Annotated in this window: 14 protein-coding genes and 1 pseudogene; 12 read left to right on the forward strand and 3 right to left on the reverse strand. The window is 63.4% G+C overall.

Translation table 11 applies throughout. From position 1 onward, the window contains the following. The first annotated feature begins 13 nt into the window (after positions 1-13). The 12 genes and pseudogenes from ACVWYU_RS15855 to ACVWYU_RS15910 all read left to right on the forward strand — a co-directional run bounded on the left by ACVWYU_RS15855 (position 14) and on the right by ACVWYU_RS15910 (position 14,299). Complete coding sequence (locus ACVWYU_RS15855) at positions 14-1,174, forward strand: acyl-CoA dehydrogenase family protein (RefSeq protein ID WP_457373087.1); 1,161 nt, start codon at positions 14-16, stop codon at positions 1,172-1,174. 18 nt (positions 1,175-1,192) lie between these two features. Continuing rightward, the gene (locus ACVWYU_RS15860; protein ID WP_457373088.1) at positions 1,193-3,292 is read left to right on the forward strand and encodes an acetate--CoA ligase family protein; all 2,100 of its coding nucleotides are present in this window, start codon (positions 1,193-1,195) and stop codon (positions 3,290-3,292) included. 10 nt (positions 3,293-3,302) lie between these two features. Further along, entirely contained in the window at positions 3,303-4,910 is a 1,608-nt protein-coding gene (locus tag ACVWYU_RS15865) for a 5-guanidino-2-oxopentanoate decarboxylase (RefSeq protein WP_457373089.1), read from the forward strand. Positions 4,911-4,940: 30 nt separating this feature from the next. Further along, positions 4,941-6,131: a pyridoxal phosphate-dependent aminotransferase gene (locus ACVWYU_RS15870; protein WP_457373090.1), complete on the forward strand. Its 1,191-nt coding sequence runs from the start codon at positions 4,941-4,943 to the stop codon at positions 6,129-6,131. Continuing rightward, positions 6,124-7,539, forward strand: a complete 1,416-nt coding sequence (locus ACVWYU_RS15875) for an aldehyde dehydrogenase family protein (protein ID WP_457373091.1) — start codon at positions 6,124-6,126, stop codon at positions 7,537-7,539. Before ACVWYU_RS15870 ends, ACVWYU_RS15875 begins: the two co-directional genes overlap by 8 nt. Before the next feature lie 98 nt (positions 7,540-7,637). Beyond that, complete coding sequence (locus ACVWYU_RS15880; protein WP_457373092.1) at positions 7,638-9,239, forward strand: ABC transporter substrate-binding protein; 1,602 nt, start codon at positions 7,638-7,640, stop codon at positions 9,237-9,239. A gap of 160 nt (positions 9,240-9,399) precedes the next feature. After that, entirely contained in the window at positions 9,400-10,359 is a 960-nt protein-coding gene (locus ACVWYU_RS15885) for an ABC transporter permease (RefSeq protein WP_247255646.1), read from the forward strand. Between the two features lie 3 nt (positions 10,360-10,362). After that, positions 10,363-11,190, forward strand: coding sequence for an ABC transporter permease (locus ACVWYU_RS15890; RefSeq protein WP_457373093.1), 828 nt, complete (start codon positions 10,363-10,365; stop codon positions 11,188-11,190). Between the two features lie 2 nt (positions 11,191-11,192). Further along, the gene (locus ACVWYU_RS15895; RefSeq protein WP_248914969.1) at positions 11,193-12,839 is read left to right on the forward strand and encodes an ABC transporter ATP-binding protein; all 1,647 of its coding nucleotides are present in this window, start codon (positions 11,193-11,195) and stop codon (positions 12,837-12,839) included. 9 nt (positions 12,840-12,848) lie between these two features. Continuing rightward, positions 12,849-13,553 carry an NAD(P)H-dependent oxidoreductase gene (locus ACVWYU_RS15900; protein ID WP_457373094.1) on the forward strand — a complete coding sequence of 235 codons (705 nt, stop codon included), beginning with the start codon at positions 12,849-12,851 and terminating at the stop codon, positions 13,551-13,553. A 121-nt stretch (positions 13,554-13,674) separates the two neighbouring features. Then, positions 13,675-13,803: pseudogene (locus ACVWYU_RS15905) on the forward strand (Rieske (2Fe-2S) protein); the annotation flags it as partial. A 43-nt stretch (positions 13,804-13,846) separates the two neighbouring features. Then, complete coding sequence (locus ACVWYU_RS15910) at positions 13,847-14,299, forward strand: YMGG-like glycine zipper-containing protein (protein ID WP_090321955.1); 453 nt, start codon at positions 13,847-13,849, stop codon at positions 14,297-14,299. A gap of 206 nt (positions 14,300-14,505) precedes the next feature. Here the strand turns inward: ACVWYU_RS15910 and ACVWYU_RS15915 are convergent, their stop codons facing one another. Genes ACVWYU_RS15915 through ACVWYU_RS15925 form a run of 3 tightly spaced genes read right to left on the reverse strand, consistent with a single transcriptional unit; the run spans position 14,506 to position 18,198 of the window. Beyond that, positions 14,506-15,537 carry a DUF2955 domain-containing protein gene (locus tag ACVWYU_RS15915; RefSeq protein WP_457373095.1) on the reverse strand — a complete coding sequence of 344 codons (1,032 nt, stop codon included), beginning with the start codon at positions 15,535-15,537 and terminating at the stop codon, positions 14,506-14,508. Then, a complete protein-coding gene (locus ACVWYU_RS15920; protein ID WP_090321950.1) occupies positions 15,527-16,648 on the reverse strand; it encodes an HlyD family secretion protein in 1,122 nt (373 codons plus the stop codon). The genes ACVWYU_RS15915 and ACVWYU_RS15920 overlap by 11 nt, the downstream gene beginning before the upstream one ends. Next, entirely contained in the window at positions 16,645-18,198 is a 1,554-nt protein-coding gene (locus ACVWYU_RS15925) for an efflux transporter outer membrane subunit (protein WP_457373096.1), read from the reverse strand. Before ACVWYU_RS15925 ends, ACVWYU_RS15920 begins: the two co-directional genes overlap by 4 nt. Positions 18,199-18,393 lie beyond the last annotated feature (195 nt).

The following is an 18,393-nucleotide window of genomic DNA, read 5'->3' on the forward strand; positions in this document are numbered from 1 at the left end:
ACAGGTAGCACCCATGAATTTCCAACTGACCCAAGAACAAGAAATGTTGGTGGTCTCGGTACGCAGCTTCGTCGAGAAGGAACTGCTGCCCTATGAAACCGAAGTCGATCGCGCCGACGAAGTCTCCCCGGAGCTCGCCGCGCAGATTCGCGGCAAGGCCATTGCCGCGGGTTTCTACGCCTTCAACATGCCCGAAGAGGTCGGTGGTGGCGGTCTGGACTACCTGTCCCAGGCGCTGATCGAGCGTGAACTGTCGAAGGTCTCCTGGGCGCTGCACGTGTTCGTCGCGCGGCCATCCAAGATCCTCATGGCCTGCACCGGCGATCAGATCAACGATTACCTGTTGCCGTGCATCCAGGGCGAGAAGATCGACTGCTTCGCCCTGACCGAGCCGGGCGCCGGGTCCGATGCCAACGCGATCAAGACCCGCGCCGTGCGCGACGGTGACGACTTCGTCCTCAATGGCAGCAAGCACTTCATCAGCCACGCCGGCCACGCCGATTTCGCCATCGTCTTCGCCGTCACCGACACCTACGAGCACAACGGCAAGAAACGCAACGCCGTGACCTCGTTCCTGGTCGACCGCAACACGCCAGGCATGACCATCCGCCGTGGTCCCAAGTGCGTGAGCAACCGTGGTTATCACACCTTCGAAATGTTCTTTGACGACTGCCGCGTACCGGCCTCCAAGGTGCTCGGTGAAGTCGGCAAGGGCTGGGACGTGGCCAACGCCTGGCTGACTGCCGGACGGGTAATGGTGGCGGCCAACTGCGTCGGCCAGGCGCAACGGGCACTCGACGTCTCGCTGCAATGGGCGGCTGACCGCAAGCAGTTCGGTCAGCCCATCGGCACCTACCAAGGCGTTTCGTTCAAGTTGGCGGACATGGCCACGCAAATTCGCGCGGCCGAACTGCTGACCCTGCACACCGCGTGGAAAATGGACCAGGGCACCATGACCGATGGCGAGGCCGGCATGGCCAAGCTGTTTGCCAGCGAAGTACTGGGGCGTACCGCCGATGAAGCGGTGCAGATTTTCGGCGGCATGGGCCTGATGGACGAAGGTCCGGTGGAGCGCATCTGGCGCAACGCGCGGATCGAACGGATCTGGGAAGGCACCTCGGAAATCCAGCGCCACATCATTTCCCGCGAGCTGCTGCGGCCGCTGCTGCGCTGATCGGTCCGGAGAATACTTATGTCCCAGACTATTCGTGACAACCTCAAACGCATGCTCGCGCCGCGCCACGTGGCGTTCGTTGGTGGCCGCAGCATGGCCCGCGCCCTCAAGCGTTGCGCCGAGGGTGGTTACCCAGGGCAGATGTGGCTGATCAATCCGCAGCACGAGAGCCTCGAAGGCGTGCCGTGTGTGCGCAGCGTGGCCGACCTGCCGTGCGGCCCGGACGCGGTGTTCATTGCGACCAACCGTGACCTGACCCTGACCTGCGTGGCCGAACTGGCCGCCATCGGTACCGGCGGCGCGATCTGCTACGCCTCGGGGTTCGCCGAAACCGGCGCTGAAGGCCTGGCCCTACAAGAGCAACTGCTCGAAGTCGCTGGCGATATGGCCTTGCTCGGCCCCAACTGCTACGGCCTGCTCGATTACCTGCACAGCTGCGCGCTGTGGCCGGTGGCCCATGGCGGTAAAGCGGTGGAGAAGGGCGTGGCGGTGCTGACCCAGAGCGGCAACTTTGCCTACAACCTGTCCATGAGCGACCGTTCGCTGCCCGTGGCCTACATGGCCTCGGTGGGCAATCAGGCGCAATTGGGGGTGGCCGAGTTGATGGATGTGCTGCTCGATGAGCCACGGGTTACCGCCATCGGTCTGCACCTGGAAGGTTTGAAGAACGTACCGGGTTTCGCCTGCGCTGCGCACAAGGCGCTGGAAAAGGGCGTGCCGATCATTGCCTTGAAAACCGGCGTGTCGCAGATCGGTGCCGAGCTGGCCCTGAGTCACACCAGTTCGCTGTCCGGCTCCGATGCGCTGTACGACGCGCTGTTCGCACGTCTCGGCGTGATCCGCGTCAGCGGCCCGGTGAGCTTTGTCGAAACCCTGAAAGCCGCCGCCTGCGGCAACCTGCCGGCGGGCAATAGCCTGATCGCGCTGGCCTGTTCCGGGGGCGACGCCGGGCTGATCGCCGACTACGCCGAGCGCAATGAACTGGCGCTACCCAAGCTCGACGCGGGTCAAACCGGCGAGCTGGCGCAAGTACTGCCCAGCTACGCCAACCTGGTCAACCCGCTGGATTTCACCACGGCGATCTGGGGCGATGGCGAGGCACTGAACCGCATGCTCGACAGCGCCCTGCGCACTGAAGCCGATGCCGCGATGCTGGTGCTCGACTACCCGTCCGAGTTCACCGGCGAACGCAAGGAATGTGACCTGCTGCTGGACCTCTACTGCAAGGCGCTGGTGCGCCACGGCAAAACCGGATTCGTCACCTCGGCGTTCCCCGAGTTGCTGCCGGCCCACGCTCGCGAGCGTCTGCATGAGCAGGGCGTCGCGGCATTGCAGGGTGTTGAAGACGGCCTGGCGGCTTGGGGACGCATTGCCAATTACCAGCGCAACCGTGAGGCCCTGTTGGCCCTGGGTGAATCGGCGCTGGTGCCGCTGTGCCCGCAAGCCCTGCAAGGCGAAGGCCGTTTACTCAACGAATGGGACGCCAAGCAGGCCTTGCGCGAATTCGGTCTGCCTACCCCCAACGGCGTACTGAGCGCCCCGGACCGGGCACTGCAAGATGCCAAAGCCCTGGGTTATCCGCTGGTGCTCAAAGCCGTCAGCGCCCAATTGCCGCACAAAACCGAGGCCGGCGCCGTGGCGCTGAACCTCAAGGACGACGTGGCCCTGAGCGCGGCACTGGAAAAAATGCGCGCGAGCATTGCCGTGTACGCACCGGGCGTGGCATTCGATCGGTTGCTGCTGGAGCCAATGGCCAAGCCGCCACTGGCCGAACTGATTGTCGGCATCAAGCGTGAAAACGACTTCGGCCTGGCGCTGGTGATTGGCGCTGGCGGCATTCTGGTGGAACTGCTCAAGGACAGTCGCAGCCTGTTGCTACCGACCACTGACGGAGCCATTCGCCAAGCGTTGCTGAGCCTGCGCAGCGCGGCATTGCTGCAAGGCTTCCGTGGTCGCGAAGCGGCGGATCTCGACGCGCTGGTCGCGGCGATCCGTGCCGTGGCCGACTACGCCTGCGAAAACGCCGCGCAATTGCTCGAACTCGATGTGAACCCATTGTTGGTCGGTGCCCAGGGCACGACTGCCGTCGACGCGTTGATTCGCCTCGGCCATGAATGAGGAACTGAACATGCAAAGCAAAACCTTGACCGGTGGCCAGGCGCTGGTGCGTCTGCTGGCCAATTATGGCGTCGACACTGTGTTCGGCATTCCCGGCGTCCATACCCTGGAGCTGTATCGCGGCTTGCCTGGCAGCGGCATTCGTCATGTGCTGACCCGGCATGAACAGGGCGCCAGTTTCATGGCCGACGGCTACGCCCGGGTCAGCGGTAAACCCGGCGTCTGCTTCATCATCACCGGTCCTGGCGTGACCAACGCCGCCACTGGTATCGGCCAGGCCTACGCTGACTCGATTCCGATGCTGGTGATTTCCAGCGTCAACCACAGCGCCAGCCTCGGCAAGGGCTGGGGCAGCCTGCACGAGTGCCAGGACCAGCGCGCCATGACCGCGCCCATCACCGCGTTCTCGGCGGTGGCGCTGACCGCCGAAGACCTTCCGGAGCTGATTGCCCGCGCCTACGCGGTGTTCGACAGCGAGCGTCCGCGCCCGGTGCACATCTCGGTGCCGCTGGACGTGCTGTCGGCACCGGTGGCTCGCGACTGGAGCAATGACGTGGTGCGTCGCCCCGGTCGCGGTACGCCAGCCGCTTCCGCACTGGACGAGGCGGTCGCCAGGCTGCACGGCGCCAAACGGCCAATGATCATCGCCGGTGGTGGCGCGCTGAATGCCGCACAAGAACTGGCCGAACTGAGCACCCGACTGGCCGCGCCGCTGTTCACCAGCGTCGCCGGTAAAGGCTTGCTGCCACCGGACGCACCGTTGAATGCCGGCTCGTCGCTGTGCGTGGAACCAGGCTGGAACCTGATCGCCGAAGCCGACGTGGTACTGGCGGTCGGTACGGAAATGGCCGACACCGATTTCTGGCGCGAACGCCTGCCACTCAACGCCGAACTGCTGCGGGTCGACATCGATCCGCGCAAGTTCAACGACTTCTACCCATGCGCCGTGGCGTTGCAGGGTGATGCACAACAGACCCTGGCCGCCGTACTGGAACGCCTGTCGCCGGATGTCCGCGACGCCGGTGCCGCGATTGCCAAAGTCGCGGCATTGCGTGAAGCCATCCAGGCCGGCCATGGCCCGTTGCAGTCGATCCATCAGGCGATTCTGCAGCGCATTGCCGCCGAACTGCCGGCCAACGCCTTCATCAGCACCGACATGACCCAGCTGGCATACACCGGCAACTACGCCTTCGCCAGCGCGGCCACCCGCAGCTGGTTGCACCCGACCGGCTACGGCACCCTGGGCTACGGCTTGCCAGCCGGTATCGGCGCCAAGTTCGGTGCACCGCAACGGCCGGGCCTGGTGCTGGTGGGGGATGGCGGTTTCCTCTACACCGCGCAGGAACTGGCGACGGCAGTCGAGGAGCTGGACAGCCCACTGGTGGTGTTGCTGTGGAACAACGACGCCCTGGGGCAGATTCGCGACGACATGATCGGCCTGGATATCGAACCCATCGGCGTGCTACCGCGCAACCCGGATTTCGCTGCGCTGGGCCGTGCCTTCGGTTGCACTGTGACGCAGCCGCAGAACCTTGCGGAACTGCAAACCGACCTGCGCCATGGCTTCAATCGCAACGGCGTCACCCTGATCGAACTCAAGCATGCCTGCGTTCGCTGATGTTCAACCTTTACTGGAGGGAATAGGGCCATGCGCTTTTCCGATCTGACTCAACGCATCGCCGGTGACGGCGCCGCCGCCTGGGATATTCACTACCGTGCGCTGGCCATGCTGGAGCAAGGCAAGGACATCTTGTTGCTGTCGGTTGGCGACCCCGATTTCGACACGCCGCAACCCATCGTCCAGGGCGCCATCGACAGCCTGTTGTCCGGCAACACCCACTACGCGGAGGTGCGCGGCAAGCGTGCCCTGCGTGAAGCCATCGCCAAACGCCACGGGCAACGTAGCGGGCAGTCGGTGTCGGCGGATGAGGTCACGGTGCTGGCCGGGGCGCAGTGCGCACTGTTCAGCGTCGCTCAGTGCGTGCTCAACCCTGGCGATGAAGTGATCGTCGCCGAGCCGATGTATGTCACCTACGAAGCCGTGTTCGGTGCTTGCGGGGCCAAGGTCGTGCCGGTGCCGGTGCGCTCGGAAAACGGCTTTCGCGTACTGCCCGAAGACGTCGCCGCCCGCATCACGCCAAGGACCCGCGCCCTGGCGCTGAACAGCCCGCACAACCCGTCCGGCGCGAGCCTGCCGCGCAGCACCTGGGTAGCCTTGGCGGAACTGTGCATCGCCCACGATCTGTGGCTAATTTCCGATGAGGTCTACAGCGAGCTGCTGTTTGACGGCGAACATATCAGCCCGGCGAGTCTGCCGGGCATGGCCGAGCGCACCGCGACCCTCAACAGCCTGTCGAAATCCCATGCCATGACCGGTTGGCGCGTGGGTTGGGTGGTGGCGCCGCTGTCTTTGTCCGCGCACCTGGAAAACCTGGCGCTGTGCATGCTCTACGGCTCGCCGGAGTTTATCCAGGACGCCGCCGTGGTGGCACTGGAGAGCCAGTTACCGGAACTGGAAGCCATGCGCGAAGCCTATCGGCAGCGCCGTGATCTGGTGTGCGAAAGCCTGGCCGATTGCCCCGGCGTGCGTGCGCTGAAGCCCGATGGCGGCATGTTCGTGATGGTCGATATCCGCGAAACCGGCCTCAGTGCCCAGGCATTCGCCGACCGTCTGCTCGATCGCCACGGCGTATCGGTGCTGGCCGGCGAAGCCTTCGGCCCGAGCGCCGCCGGACACATTCGCCTCGGGCTGGTGGTGGGGGCGGCGCCGTTGCGCGATGCCTGCCAGCGCATCGCCCGTTGCGCCCAGGAACTGATGGAGGCTCAGGTTCATGCTTGATCACAAGGCACTGTTTATTGATGGACGCTGGCAAATCCCGTCGGGGCAGGGCATCGCCGAGGTGATCAACCCGGCCACCGAAGAAGTCGCCGGCCGCGTGCCCTTGGGTGATGAGCGCGATGTCGACAACGCTGTCGCCGCTGCCCGTCGTGCCTTCGGGCCATGGTCGCGGACGCCGTCCAGTGTGCGTGCCGGTTACATCCGGGCGCTGGCCGAACAATTGCGCACCCGCGCCGATGAAATGGCCGCCGTGATCACCACTGAACTGGGGATGCCGGTGCAGTGGAGCCGTTCGGTGCAGGTGGACGGGCCGATCATCGGCCTGGAGCAGTACATCGAACTCGCCAGCTTGATGGACGAGGTGCGTGAAGTCGGCAACTCGCTGGTGATCCGCGAAGCGGTTGGCGTCTGTGCGTTCATCAACCCATGGAATTACCCCCTGCACCAGTTGATCGGCAAGCTCGCGCCGGCCTTGGCCGCCGGTTGCACGGTGGTGGTCAAGCCGAGCCAGGAAACGCCGCTGCACGCGTTTCTGCTGGCGCAGATGATTGAGGATATCGGCCTGCCTGCCGGGGTGTTCAACCTGGTCAGCGGGCCGGGCTCCAAGGTCGGCGAAGCCCTGTCCAGGCACCCGGACGTCGACATGGTGTCGTTCACCGGTTCTACCGGCGCGGGTGTGCGCGTTGCCCAGGCAGCGGCGCCATCGGTGAAGCGGGTGTGCCTGGAGCTGGGTGGCAAGTCACCGTTGCTGATCGCCGAGGATGCGGATCTCGCGGCAGCGGTGCGTTATGGCGTACAGGACGTGATGATCAACTCCGGGCAGACCTGCACTGCGCTGACACGCATGTTGCTGCCGGCCAGCCGTTATGCCGAAGCGCTCGAACTGGCCATGGCCGAGACCCTGAGCCTGCGCATGGGCGATCCGCTCGATCCGCAGAGTTTCCTCGGCCCGATGTGTTCGGCGGGGCAGCGTCGCACCGTTGAGGAGTACATCCGCCTCGGTCAGTCCGAAGGCGCGCGGTTGCTCTGCGGTGGTGATTCGGCGCCGGACTTCGAGCGCGGTTATTACGTTCGCCCGACGCTGTTTGCCGATGTCGATAACCGTATGCGCATTGCCCAGGAAGAAATCTTTGGCCCGGTGCTGTGCCTGATTCCCTATGCGGATGAGGCACAGGCGATCCAGATCGCCAATGACTCGCCGTTCGGCCTGTCCAGCGGCGTCTGGGCCGGCAGCCGCGAGCGCGCCTTGCAACTGGGGCGGCAACTGCGGGCGGGCCAATGCTTCCTCAATGGCGCGGCCTTCAACTATCAGGCGCCGTTCGGCGGCTACAAGCAATCCGGCAACGGACGGGAGTGGGGGGAAGAGGGGCTTAACGAATTCGTCGAAGTGAAGGCGATCCAGGTGTGACGGTAAAGGATTCAAAGGGTGTTTGCACCGGGCCATGGCCCGGTGTTTCGCGTGGTTTTGAACGGGTATTTCCTTAGCTTTCAATCAGAGGCAATGCAATGAGCGATAACAAAAACAAGATTACTCAAGCGAACCATGAATTCAGCTTTGCGCGTCGCGACTTTCTCAAGTACAGCGCGACTGCCGCGGCGGTTGCCGGCGCGTACTCCATGGGCCTGCCATTCGGTGCCATGGCGGCAGAGGCGACGCCCAAGCCAGGTGGCGTGCTGCGCCTGGGTCTGGCCGGTGCCAGCACCACCGACTCGAAAGACCCTGGCTCCTGGGTCGATACCTTCACCTTCGTCGGGTTCTCGGCGATCTATAACACCCTGACCGAAATTGCCGTCGACGGCTCGGCGATCCCCGAGCTGGCTGAAAGCTGGACCTCGACCCCGGACGCCCGAGTCTGGACCTTCAAATTGCGCCAGGGCGTGACCTTCCACAACGGCAAGACCCTGACCGCCGACGATGTGGTCGCCTCGATCCAGCATCACCTCGGGGAAAAATCCAGCTCGGCGGCCAAGACCGTATTGGGCGATGTGGCCAAGGTCAGTGCCAACGGCAGCGACAGCGTGGTGTTCGAGCTGCATTCGGGCAACGCCGATTTCACCTACGTGGTCGCCGATTACCATCTGGTGATCATGCCGAGCAAGGACGGCGTGCCGGACTGGCAGGCCGGTGTCGGCACTGGCGGTTATCGGCTGAAGAGCTTCGAACCGGGTGTGCGCATGACCCTGGAACGCAGCCCGGATTACTGGAAAGCGGGGCGGGCGCACTTCGCCAGCGCCGAACTGATCGCCATTGGCGACGGCGCCGCGCGAATCAACGCGTTGGTCACCGGGCAAGTGGACGTGATCAACAAAGTCGACCTGAAAACCGTGGCCCTGCTCAAGCGCAATCCGAACCTGGTCATCGAAGAAACCAAGGGCGCGCAGCACTACACCTTCCCGATGCTCACCGACAGTCCGCTGTTCCAGAACAATGACGTGCGCATGGCGATGAAGCACGCAATCAACCGTGAAACCCTGCTGGCCTCGGTGCTGTACGGCTATGGCCTGGTGGGCAACGATCACCCGATCCAGCCCGGCAGCCGCTTCATCAACACGACACTGGAACAACGCAGCTACGATCCGGACAAATCGCGTTTCTACCTGAAAAAGGCCGGCATGGATTCGCTCAAGGTGCGCCTGCAAGCCTCGGACGCGGCGTACACCGGCGCCGTCGATGCCTCGGTGCTGTTCAAGGAGCAAGCCCGCGCAGCCGGGATCGACATAGACGTGGTACGCGAGCCGGCCGATGGCTTCTTCACCAACGTGTGGATGAAGCAACCTTTCACCACGTCGTTCTGGTACAGCAGCCTGACCGCCGACCGCATGTTCAGCATCGGTTACGCCAAGGGCGCGGCATGGAACGAAACCCATTGGGACAACCCGCGCTTCAATCAACTGCTCAACGCTGCCCGTGGCGAGATGAACGACCCGCTGCGCCGCGAGATGTACAACGAAATGCAGTCGCTGTGCCGGGATGATGGCGGGGCAATCGTGCCGCTGTTCGCCAGTTCCGTGGCGGCGCGCTCCAACAGGGTCGCGCACGGCGGGCAGACCGCGCCTTACGGCGAGCTGGATGGGCTGCGGGTAATCGAGCGCTGGTGGCAGGCGTAAGCGTTCGGCAAAGATGAAGAACCCCTGTAGGAGCGAGCCCTGCTCGCGAGAAAGGTCAAGGCAACGCGGATACTCAGACTGTCCGCGTCATCGTTGACGTCCATCGCGAGCAGGCTCGCTCCTACAGTTGGAAATGGTGGTCTTCGTAAGGAACTGCGCGGTGAATAGTATTTTCAGGTTGCTACTTCAGCGTTTGGCATTGGGGCTGTTATCGCTGTTTGCGGTATCAGTGATCATTTTTCTCGCGGTCGGCATGCTCCCGGGTGATATCGCCCAGGCCATGCTCGGCCAATCCGCCACCCCGGAAACCGTGGCGGCGTTCCGTGCGCAACTGGGGCTGGACATGCCGCCCCTGACCCGCTTCGGGCACTGGATCTGGAGCCTGTTGCAAGGCGACCTCGGTGTCTCCCTGGCCAACCAGCGACCCATCGCTGAGTTGGTGGGCGCGCGACTGGGCAACACCTTCAGTCTGGCGTTGCTGGCGGCCATGGTGTCGGTGCCGTTGGCGTTGCTGTTGGGGATGCTCGCGGCGTTGTACCGCAACAGCTGGTTCGACCGTTTGCTCAACACCTCGGCACTGAGTGCGGTGTCGTTTCCCGAGTTTTTCGTCGCCTACATCCTGATCCTGGTGTTCGCGGTGAAGCTCAACTGGTTCCCGAGCATTTCCAATCTCGCGCCGGATGCGTCCCTCGGCACGATTCTGGAGCGCTCGGTGCTGCCCGTGGCGACCCTGAGCCTGGTGGTGATCGCGCAAATGATGCGCATGACCCGCGCCTCGCTGATCAACCTGCTGGCCAGCCCCTACATCGAAATGGCCCGGCTCAAGGGTATCAGCCAGTCGCGGATCATCTTTCGCCATGCCTTGCCCAATGCCCTGGCACCGATCGTCAACGTGGTAGCGCTGAACCTGGCGTACCTGGTGGTGGGCGTGGTGGTGGTCGAAGTGGTGTTTGTCTATCCCGGCCTCGGCCAGTTGCTGGTGGACTCGGTGGCCAAGCGCGATATCCCGGTGGTGCAGGCCTGCAGCCTGATCTTCGCGGCGACCTACATCCTGCTCAATACCAGCGCCGATGTGCTGTCGATTGCCAGCAACCCACGCCTGATGCATCCAAAGGGGTAGACCATGAGCTTGCTTAAACAAATGCTCCGGGCGCCGCTGAGCGCCAAGTTCGGATTGCTGGTGATCGTTGTGTACATCCTGGTGGCGCTGTTCGCCCCGGTACTGGCGCCCTTCGGCGAAACCCAGGTGGTAGGCGAGGGCTTCGCGCCGTGGGGCGGGCCGTTTCTGTTGGGCACCGATAACCTGGGGCGCGACATGTTCAGCCGCCTGGTCTACGGCGCGCGCAATACCCTGGGCATTGCCTTCCTCACCACGGTGCTGGCGTTCCTGCTCGGTGGCTTGAGCGGCCTGGTCGCGGCGATCAAGGGCGGTGCGATCGATCAGGGGCTGTCGCGGGTGGTGGACATCCTGATGGCGATTCCGCAGCTGATTTTTGCCTTGCTGATTCTCAGTGTGGTCGGCACCACGGCGACCTCGTTGGTGCTGGTGATCGCGCTGCTGGATGCGACCCGGGTGTTTCGCCTGTCCCGGGCGGTGGCAATGAACGTCGTGGTCCAGGACTTCGTCGAAGCGGCGCGCCTGCGGGGGGAAGGCCTGTGGTGGCTGGTGACCCGCGAAGTGTTGCCGAACGCGGCGGCACCGTTGATTGCCGAGTTCGGCCTGCGGTTCTGCTTTGTGTTTTTGTTCATCAGTGCGCTGTCATTCCTCGGCTTGGGCATTCAACCGCCCACCGCCGACTGGGGCAGCATGGTGCGCGACAACGCCGTACTGATTACCTTCGGCGACATCAGCCCGTTGCTGCCTGCCCTGGCCGTGGCATTGATCACGGTCAGCGTCAACTTCGTCGTCGACTGGATGCTGCATAAATCCAGCGGCCTCAAGGAATGCTGAACATGACGACCTCCAAACCTTTGCTGGAAATCCGCAACCTGCATATCGAAGGTCACTACGAAGACGCTTGGCATCCGCTGATCAAGGGCATCGACCTGACCCTTCAGCGCGGCGAAGTGCTGGGGCTGATCGGCGAGTCGGGAGCGGGCAAGTCGACCCTCGGCCTGTCGGCCATGGGCTACACCCGTGACGGCTGCAAGATTACCGGTGGTTCGGTGCATTTCGACGGCATCGATCTGCTCAAGGCCAAACCCGAAGCCCTGCGCAAGTTGCGCGGCTTGCGCATCGCCTACGTCGCACAAAGCGCGGCCGCTTCGTTCAACCCGGCCCATCGACTGATCGACCAGCATGTCGAAACGGCGGTGAAAAATGGCGGCATGAGCCGCTCACAGGCCATGGCTGAAGCCGTGGAACTGTACCGCGTGCTACGCCTGCCCAATCCCGAACAGATCGGCCAGCGTTATCCGCACCAGGTCTCCGGCGGTCAGTTGCAGCGGGTGATGACGGCGATGGCCATGGCTTGCCATCCCGACCTGATCATCTTCGACGAGCCGACCACCGCGCTGGACGTCACCACCCAGATCGAAGTGCTGGCGGCGATTCGCGATGCGGTGAAAACCTACGGCAGCGCGGCCATCTATATCAGCCACGACCTGGCGGTGGTGGCGCAGATGGCCGACCGCATCATGGTGCTGCGCCACGGCAAGCTTGTGGAAGAGGCCGAGACCCGCAAGATGCTCGGCGATCCGCAGCAGGACTACACCAAGTCGTTGTGGGCAGTACGCAGTTTCCGCACCGAGCCCAAGGAGTGTCCACAACAGGAACAGCCGCTGCTTGAACTGCGCAACAGTTGCGCCAGTTACGGTCGTCAGCCGGTGCTGCATGACGTTTCGCTGAAGCTGTACCGTGGCCAGACCCTGGCGGTCATCGGCGAATCCGGCAGCGGCAAAAGCTCCACCGCGCGACTGATTACCGGTCTGCTGCCGCCGACCTCGGGCCAGGTGCTGTATGACGGCCAGCCACTGCCGGCGGACTTTCGCCAGCGCAGCAAGGAGCAGCTGCGGCGCGTCCAGATGATTTATCAGATTCCCGACACGGCGCTGAACCCACGCCAGCGCATCGTCGATATCATCGGGCGGCCGCTGACCTTTTACCTGGGGCTCAAGGGCAAGGCCATGCGTGCGCGGGTGGCCGAGTTGCTGGAGATGATCGAGCTCGACCCGGCCACCTTCATGGAGCGTCAGCCCCGGGAACTGTCCGGTGGGCAAAAGCAACGGATCTGTATCGCCCGGGCACTGGCAGCCGACCCGCAGTTGATTATCTGCGACGAAGTCACCTCGGCACTGGATCAACTGGTGGCCGAAGGCGTGCTCAAACTGCTCAATCGTATTCAGCAACAGCTGGGCGTGGCCTACCTGTTCATCACCCACGACGTTGCGACCGTGCGCGCGATTGCCGATGAAGTGCTGGTGATGCAGCGGGGCAGGGTGGTCGACCACGGCTCACGCAGCAAGATTTTCACCCCGCCGCACCAGGATTACACCGGACTGCTGTTTTCGTCCGAACCGCAAATGGACCCCGACTGGCTCGACCGCTTGCTGGCCAGCCGCGCACTCCCGAATTCAAACCCTACGCTGGAAAAAGTCTAAGGAATCACCATGAAAGTACTGATCGTCCACGCTCATCCAGAGCCACAATCCTTCACCGCGGCTTTACGCGATCAAGCGGTCGCGACCCTTGAAGCCCAGGGCCATGAAGTGCAGGTCAGCGACCTGTACAAAATGAACTGGAACCCGGTGGCCAGCGCCGATGACTTCTCCTCGCGGGAAAACCCCGAGTATCTGGTGTACGCCCTGGAGCAACGCCTGGGGGTGAAAAGCCAGTCGCTGGCGGCGGACATCCAGGCCGAACTGGACAAACTGCTGTGGGCCGACCTGCTGATCCTCAACTTCCCGATCTTCTGGTTCTCCACCCCGGCGATCCTCAAGGGCTGGATCGACCGGGTGCTGGTGTCCGGCATCTGCTATGGCGGCAAACGCTTTTATGACCAAGGTGGCCTGGCCGGTAAAAAGGCATTGGTCACCGTCACTTTGGGTGGCCGCGAACACATGTTCGGCGAAGACGCGATTCATGGTCCGTTGCAGGACATGCTGCGGCCGATCCTGCGCGGGACCCTGGCTTACGTTGGTTTTGATGTGCTGGAACCGTTCGTGGCGTGGCATGTGCCGTACATCAGCGAGGAAGCGCGTCGGGAGTTTCTGGTGGATTATGCGCAGCGGTTGCAGCATCTGAGTGATGATCAGCCACTCGTGTTTCCAAAGCTCTCGCAGTTCAATGAACAGCTGTATCCGCTGCCCAAATGACACCACAAGACCTTTAGGAGCTGGCTTGCCAGCGAGCGGGCCGGCACATTCGACATCGAAATTGCCTGGCCTGACGCCATCGCGGGCAAGCCACACACAAGGGGATTGGGTGCCTACCCAAAACAGTGCGATGTTTCGCTTCGAAGACGGGCACTGCATCGACGGGCCGTGCAAGGGCGCACAGCTGGAGGCGGTGCCGGTGCGCTGGGTCGGAAATTGTCTGGTCATGGAGGTTGGCGAGGAGGGCTGATCTACACTTTCTGAGGGCCACTCGCGCCCATCCGGAGGACATCATGAACAGATTGTCGCCCATCGGCCTGTGCGTCGTATTGTCGGTTTTCAGTGTCCAGGGTTGGGCACAAACGGTCGTACCGATGAAGGGCCAGAGTTCGCAACAGACCCAACTCGACATCAATGAATGCAACAGCATCGCCGCCAGTAGTACATCGACGACCTCGACGCCTTCCGGTGGACGGGTCAAGGGCGCGGCTGTGGGGGCTGCCGCCGGCGCCACGGCGGCGCAGGTGCGCGGAAATCAGCATGACGAGATCTATGATCGCGTCGATGACAACACCAAGCAGGACTACCGGCAAGACCGCGCCAAACAGACCGCTGCGGCCGGTGCCGTGGTCGGTGGTTCGCGCCAGCGTCAGGAGCGGCGTGCCCAGGAGAAAACCAACGCCTCGACCACTTCTGCCGCTTATACGAGCTGCCTGCAGGGCAAGGGGTATCAGGTTAATCCCTGAGCAGGTGTAGACCGGCCTTATGGCAAGGGTGTTTGTGGGACCACCGCCTCGCTGGGACGCGAAGTGGCCCTACGATGCATGAAAAGAAGGGCCTGCTGCGCAGTCCAGCGGGAGCAAGCTCCCTCGCCACAAGGTCAGTTCAACTCACAAGATCAGTGCAGGTCACAAGATCAGTGCAGGTCACAAGATCAGTGCAGGGCACAAGTTCAGTGCAGGCTCGCACTGATTGTTGTGGCCGGTCGCTGATCCAGCCAATACACCATCAAACACGCATACAGCGTCACCGCGATAAACAGCCCCATGCGAATCGCGAACGCGGTGTAGACGTCCTTTCCCAGCAGGCTGTCCTGAACCGACTGCCCCAACAGGATAATCAGTGTGATCAGGGTATTGAGCCAGAAGCCCGGACTTAGCCGGCCCGGGCTCAGGCCATAGAGCTTGCGCGCAAGGATCAGGGCAAACAGCAGCATCCACAAAAAGAACATCCACAGATGCACAAACACGCTCAGTGCACTCCAGAACAGGATCGCCAGCAGACCACCGAGCAACGTCGAGCCAACCAGCTCGCGCGCGGCGTCGCGGGTGTTGGTGCTGGAACTCTGCTGGCCGAGGCTGACGGCTTTGAGGACGATCGGCAGGTAGCTGGCGGGATCGATCAGCGCCAGCAGGAAGGTCGGCATCACGATCAGGGTGGCCCGTAACGCCACCCGGTCGACGTCGGCCTCCGGCAATGCGGCGGCGGGCGGCGGTGCCGGGGCATTGTCCGGTTCGGGGAACAGCCAGTGGCTGAAGGCACCGATCGTCACGGCCAGCAGCAAGCCACTGATCAGCGCCTTGATGACCATTGCTGCCAGACCGAAATCGACGACCCCGGCCGAGGGAATCATGGTCAGGCCGATCACCAGAAAGGTGACGACCAGATTGTTGCCGCCCCGTTGGCCATATCGAAAGACCATCAGCAGGCTGATGCCAATCAACAGCACGCCGCTGAAGGCGTAGTAGCGCAACATCGGGATCAACAGCAGGCCAATGCCGGTGGTCAGCATCGCGGTCACCGCCAGCACCAGGGCGGCCTTGAACGGTAACGGACGATTGAGGCTGACCAGCAGCAAGGCACCGAGCACCGGCGCGAGGAACGGGATCGGCAACGCCAGGCCGAAACTCGCGGCCAGGCACAGTGCGGTGCCACAGGCCAGGCGCAACGCGCGCTGGACCCGCGGCGGGCGTTTAGTAGGCATAGGACAGCCAGCTCATCAGCCACAAAAACATCCGGCCCAGGGGATTGAGGACATTGCCCTCGGACGGGAAGGCCATGACCTCGGCCTGGCCGCCGGCACGAATGGCACGGTTGTCCTTGAGCATGGTCAAGGCGTCCGGCGAGAACTCGATGATCACCGGGAAACGCTGGGCCGGACGCAGCCAGTCGCGGCTGTTCTGCACCGTGGGCAGGCTGCCGGGAGCGGTCGGCTGCCCGACGCTGACCCCGTAACCGATACTGCGCACGCGCCCGGCAAACACTTCGCCGGGCAACGCATCCAGTGCGATCAACACCGGGCTATCGGGACGCATCAGGCCGAGGTTGTTCTCGGTCATGTCGGCACTGATCCAGACGTCGTGGATCGCAATCAGGGTCATCACCGGGTTCCCGGCCGCGGCGAACTGGCCGACGTCGGTGCGCAAGTCGGTGATCAAGCCGGCCGAGCGTGCATGGACCTGGGTGTTGGACAGATCCAGTTCGGCTTTCGACAGAGCGGTGGCGGCACTGCGCAGCAGGGCGTTGGACTCCTCGTTGCCGCCTTCCTGCTCGCGGGCGCGCTGCACTTCGGCGCGGGCGGCGGCGACCTGGCTGACGGCCTGTTCGCGGTTGGCGCGGGACACTTCCAGCAGGCGCACGGAAATGGTTCCGGGGTCCTCGCGATACAAGCCTTCCAGTCGTTGATTGTCCTGCCTCGCCTTGAGTTCGTTGGCCTGCGCGGCGCGCAAGTTGGCTTGGGCCGAGGCGATGCCGGCGGTGCTGGCGCCGACTTGTCGACGGGTGGATTCGAGATCCGCCCGAGCCCGGTCGACCGCGATCTGGTAGGGCTGCGGGTCGATCTCGAAAATCACGTCGCCGGCCTTGACGTCCTGGTTGTTGCGCACGTTGACGCGAATCACCCGGCCGGAAACTTCCGCCGCCACCGGAATCACAAAGGCACCGACCCGTGCCTGCTGGGTATAGGGGGTGAATCGGTCAGCCAGCAGGTACCAGGCCAGGCTCACGACAATCAGCAGCAACACCCATTTCACGCCTTTTTTAGTCGGGTCGGCGGCGGGTTCCGCTGGCGGCGGGGTGGAGGCGGCTTCACTCATGGTTTATTACCTGGTTGGGCAAGGGGGGAGGCGGGCTGCGCGGCCGGGGGATCGTTCAGCAGGTCGCCCCAGTCGGTGCGTTGTTCCATCTGTCGGCGCGTGGCCGCGTCGACCCTGGGCTGGGCGCTGTACCAGCCGCCGCCCATGGCCTTGTACAGGGCAATCACATTACTCACCGCATCGCCTCGACTGAGCAGGTAACTGTCTTGCAGTTCCAGCAAGGCACGCTGGGCATCCAGCACCCGCTGGAAATCCGAATAGCCTTCGCGATACAGGATGACGGCCAGCTCCAGCGAGCGTTTAGCCGCGCCTTCGGCCTCGCGCAGGATGCGTTCGCGCTGCAAGGCATGGGTCAAGCCGTTGGCGGCGTCATCGGCTTCGCGTGCCGCCTGGCGCACCTTGTCGCGGTAGGCCTCGATCAATTGCTGCAAGCGCGCATCCTGGACCCGCACGTTGTTGCTGATGCGGCCATGGTCGAACACGTTCCAGCGCAGGCTGGGCCCGCCCACCAGATCGAGACTGCGTGATGTGCCGCTCAAGGTGTCGGTTGACCAGACGATGCTGCCCAGCAAAGACAGCGACGGGTAGAAATCGCTTTCGGCCACGCCAATCAATGCGGACTGCGCGGCGACATTCAGTTCGGCGGCGCGTACGTCGGGGCGGCGTAACAGCAGATTGGCCGGCACGTCCTGCAATACGGCACGGTCCACCAACGGAATCAACCCGGTGCTCTCGACCACCTGCGGCAATGCACCGGGTGGCTGCCCGATCAGCACGGTCAGGGCATTGCGGGTGCTCGATAACTGGTCTGCCAGGACAGGGAGGGTGCTCAAGGTGGCGAGGTATTGGGTCTTGGCCCCCTGCAGGTCGAGCTCGGCGGTCTGGCCGCTGTTGAACAGCCTTTCGGTGATCTCGTAGTTGCGTAGTTGCTGCCGGGCGTTGTCCTTGGCCACGCGCAAGCGCGCTTCGGTGGTGCGCAGGGCAAAGTAGGTATCTGCCACTTGCGCCCGCAGCAGCACGAGGCCGTCTTCATAATTGGCCTCGGCGGCGAAGTAACTGGCGTCGGAAGACTCGATGGCCCGGCTGAAACGGCCCCAGAAATCCAGTTCCCAGCCGACGTCGAACCCCGCGCTGTGCTGCCAGAACTGGCTGTCGACCGGGTTAGTGCCACCGGATTGATGACGGTCGACGTACACGCTGTCGGCGGCGACCTGTTGCAACTGCGGGTAGCGGCCACTCTGGGCGATGCCTAACTGCGCGCGAGCCTCCATCACCCGCAGGCCGGCGATCTTCAGGCTGGAGTTGTGCGCATCGGCTTCGGCGATCAACTGGTCGAGCACCGGGTCGGCGAAGACTTGCCACCACTGGCGGATATCCGGTTGCAGGGTGCGTTGGCTGGCGTGCTCGATCGCGGGGGTGTTCCAGTGATCGACCCAAGCCTCGCCGGGCGGTTGAAAGTCCGGTCCCACCCGCACGCAACCGCCGAGGACGAGCACACCGCACAGCCATAGCCGTGCGGATCGCGTCAGCGGGGAAGCACTTGATTGCATTGGCTGTTTTCCGACCGGAGAACTTCACAGGAGCATAGTCGCCCGGCGGTCTTCTGCATGCCCGGATTGGCCGGTACGCAAAAACGCCGCGACTGTCGTAAAAACGACCTGTTTACGCTGAACGCGAACCTTCTCCAGTATTCTGTTGAACGAGTGTTCAGCTTGGGCTATGTTCCTTGCACCTTCTCTCCCGGC

This window comes from Pseudomonas sp. TE12234 (genome assembly GCF_054061835.1).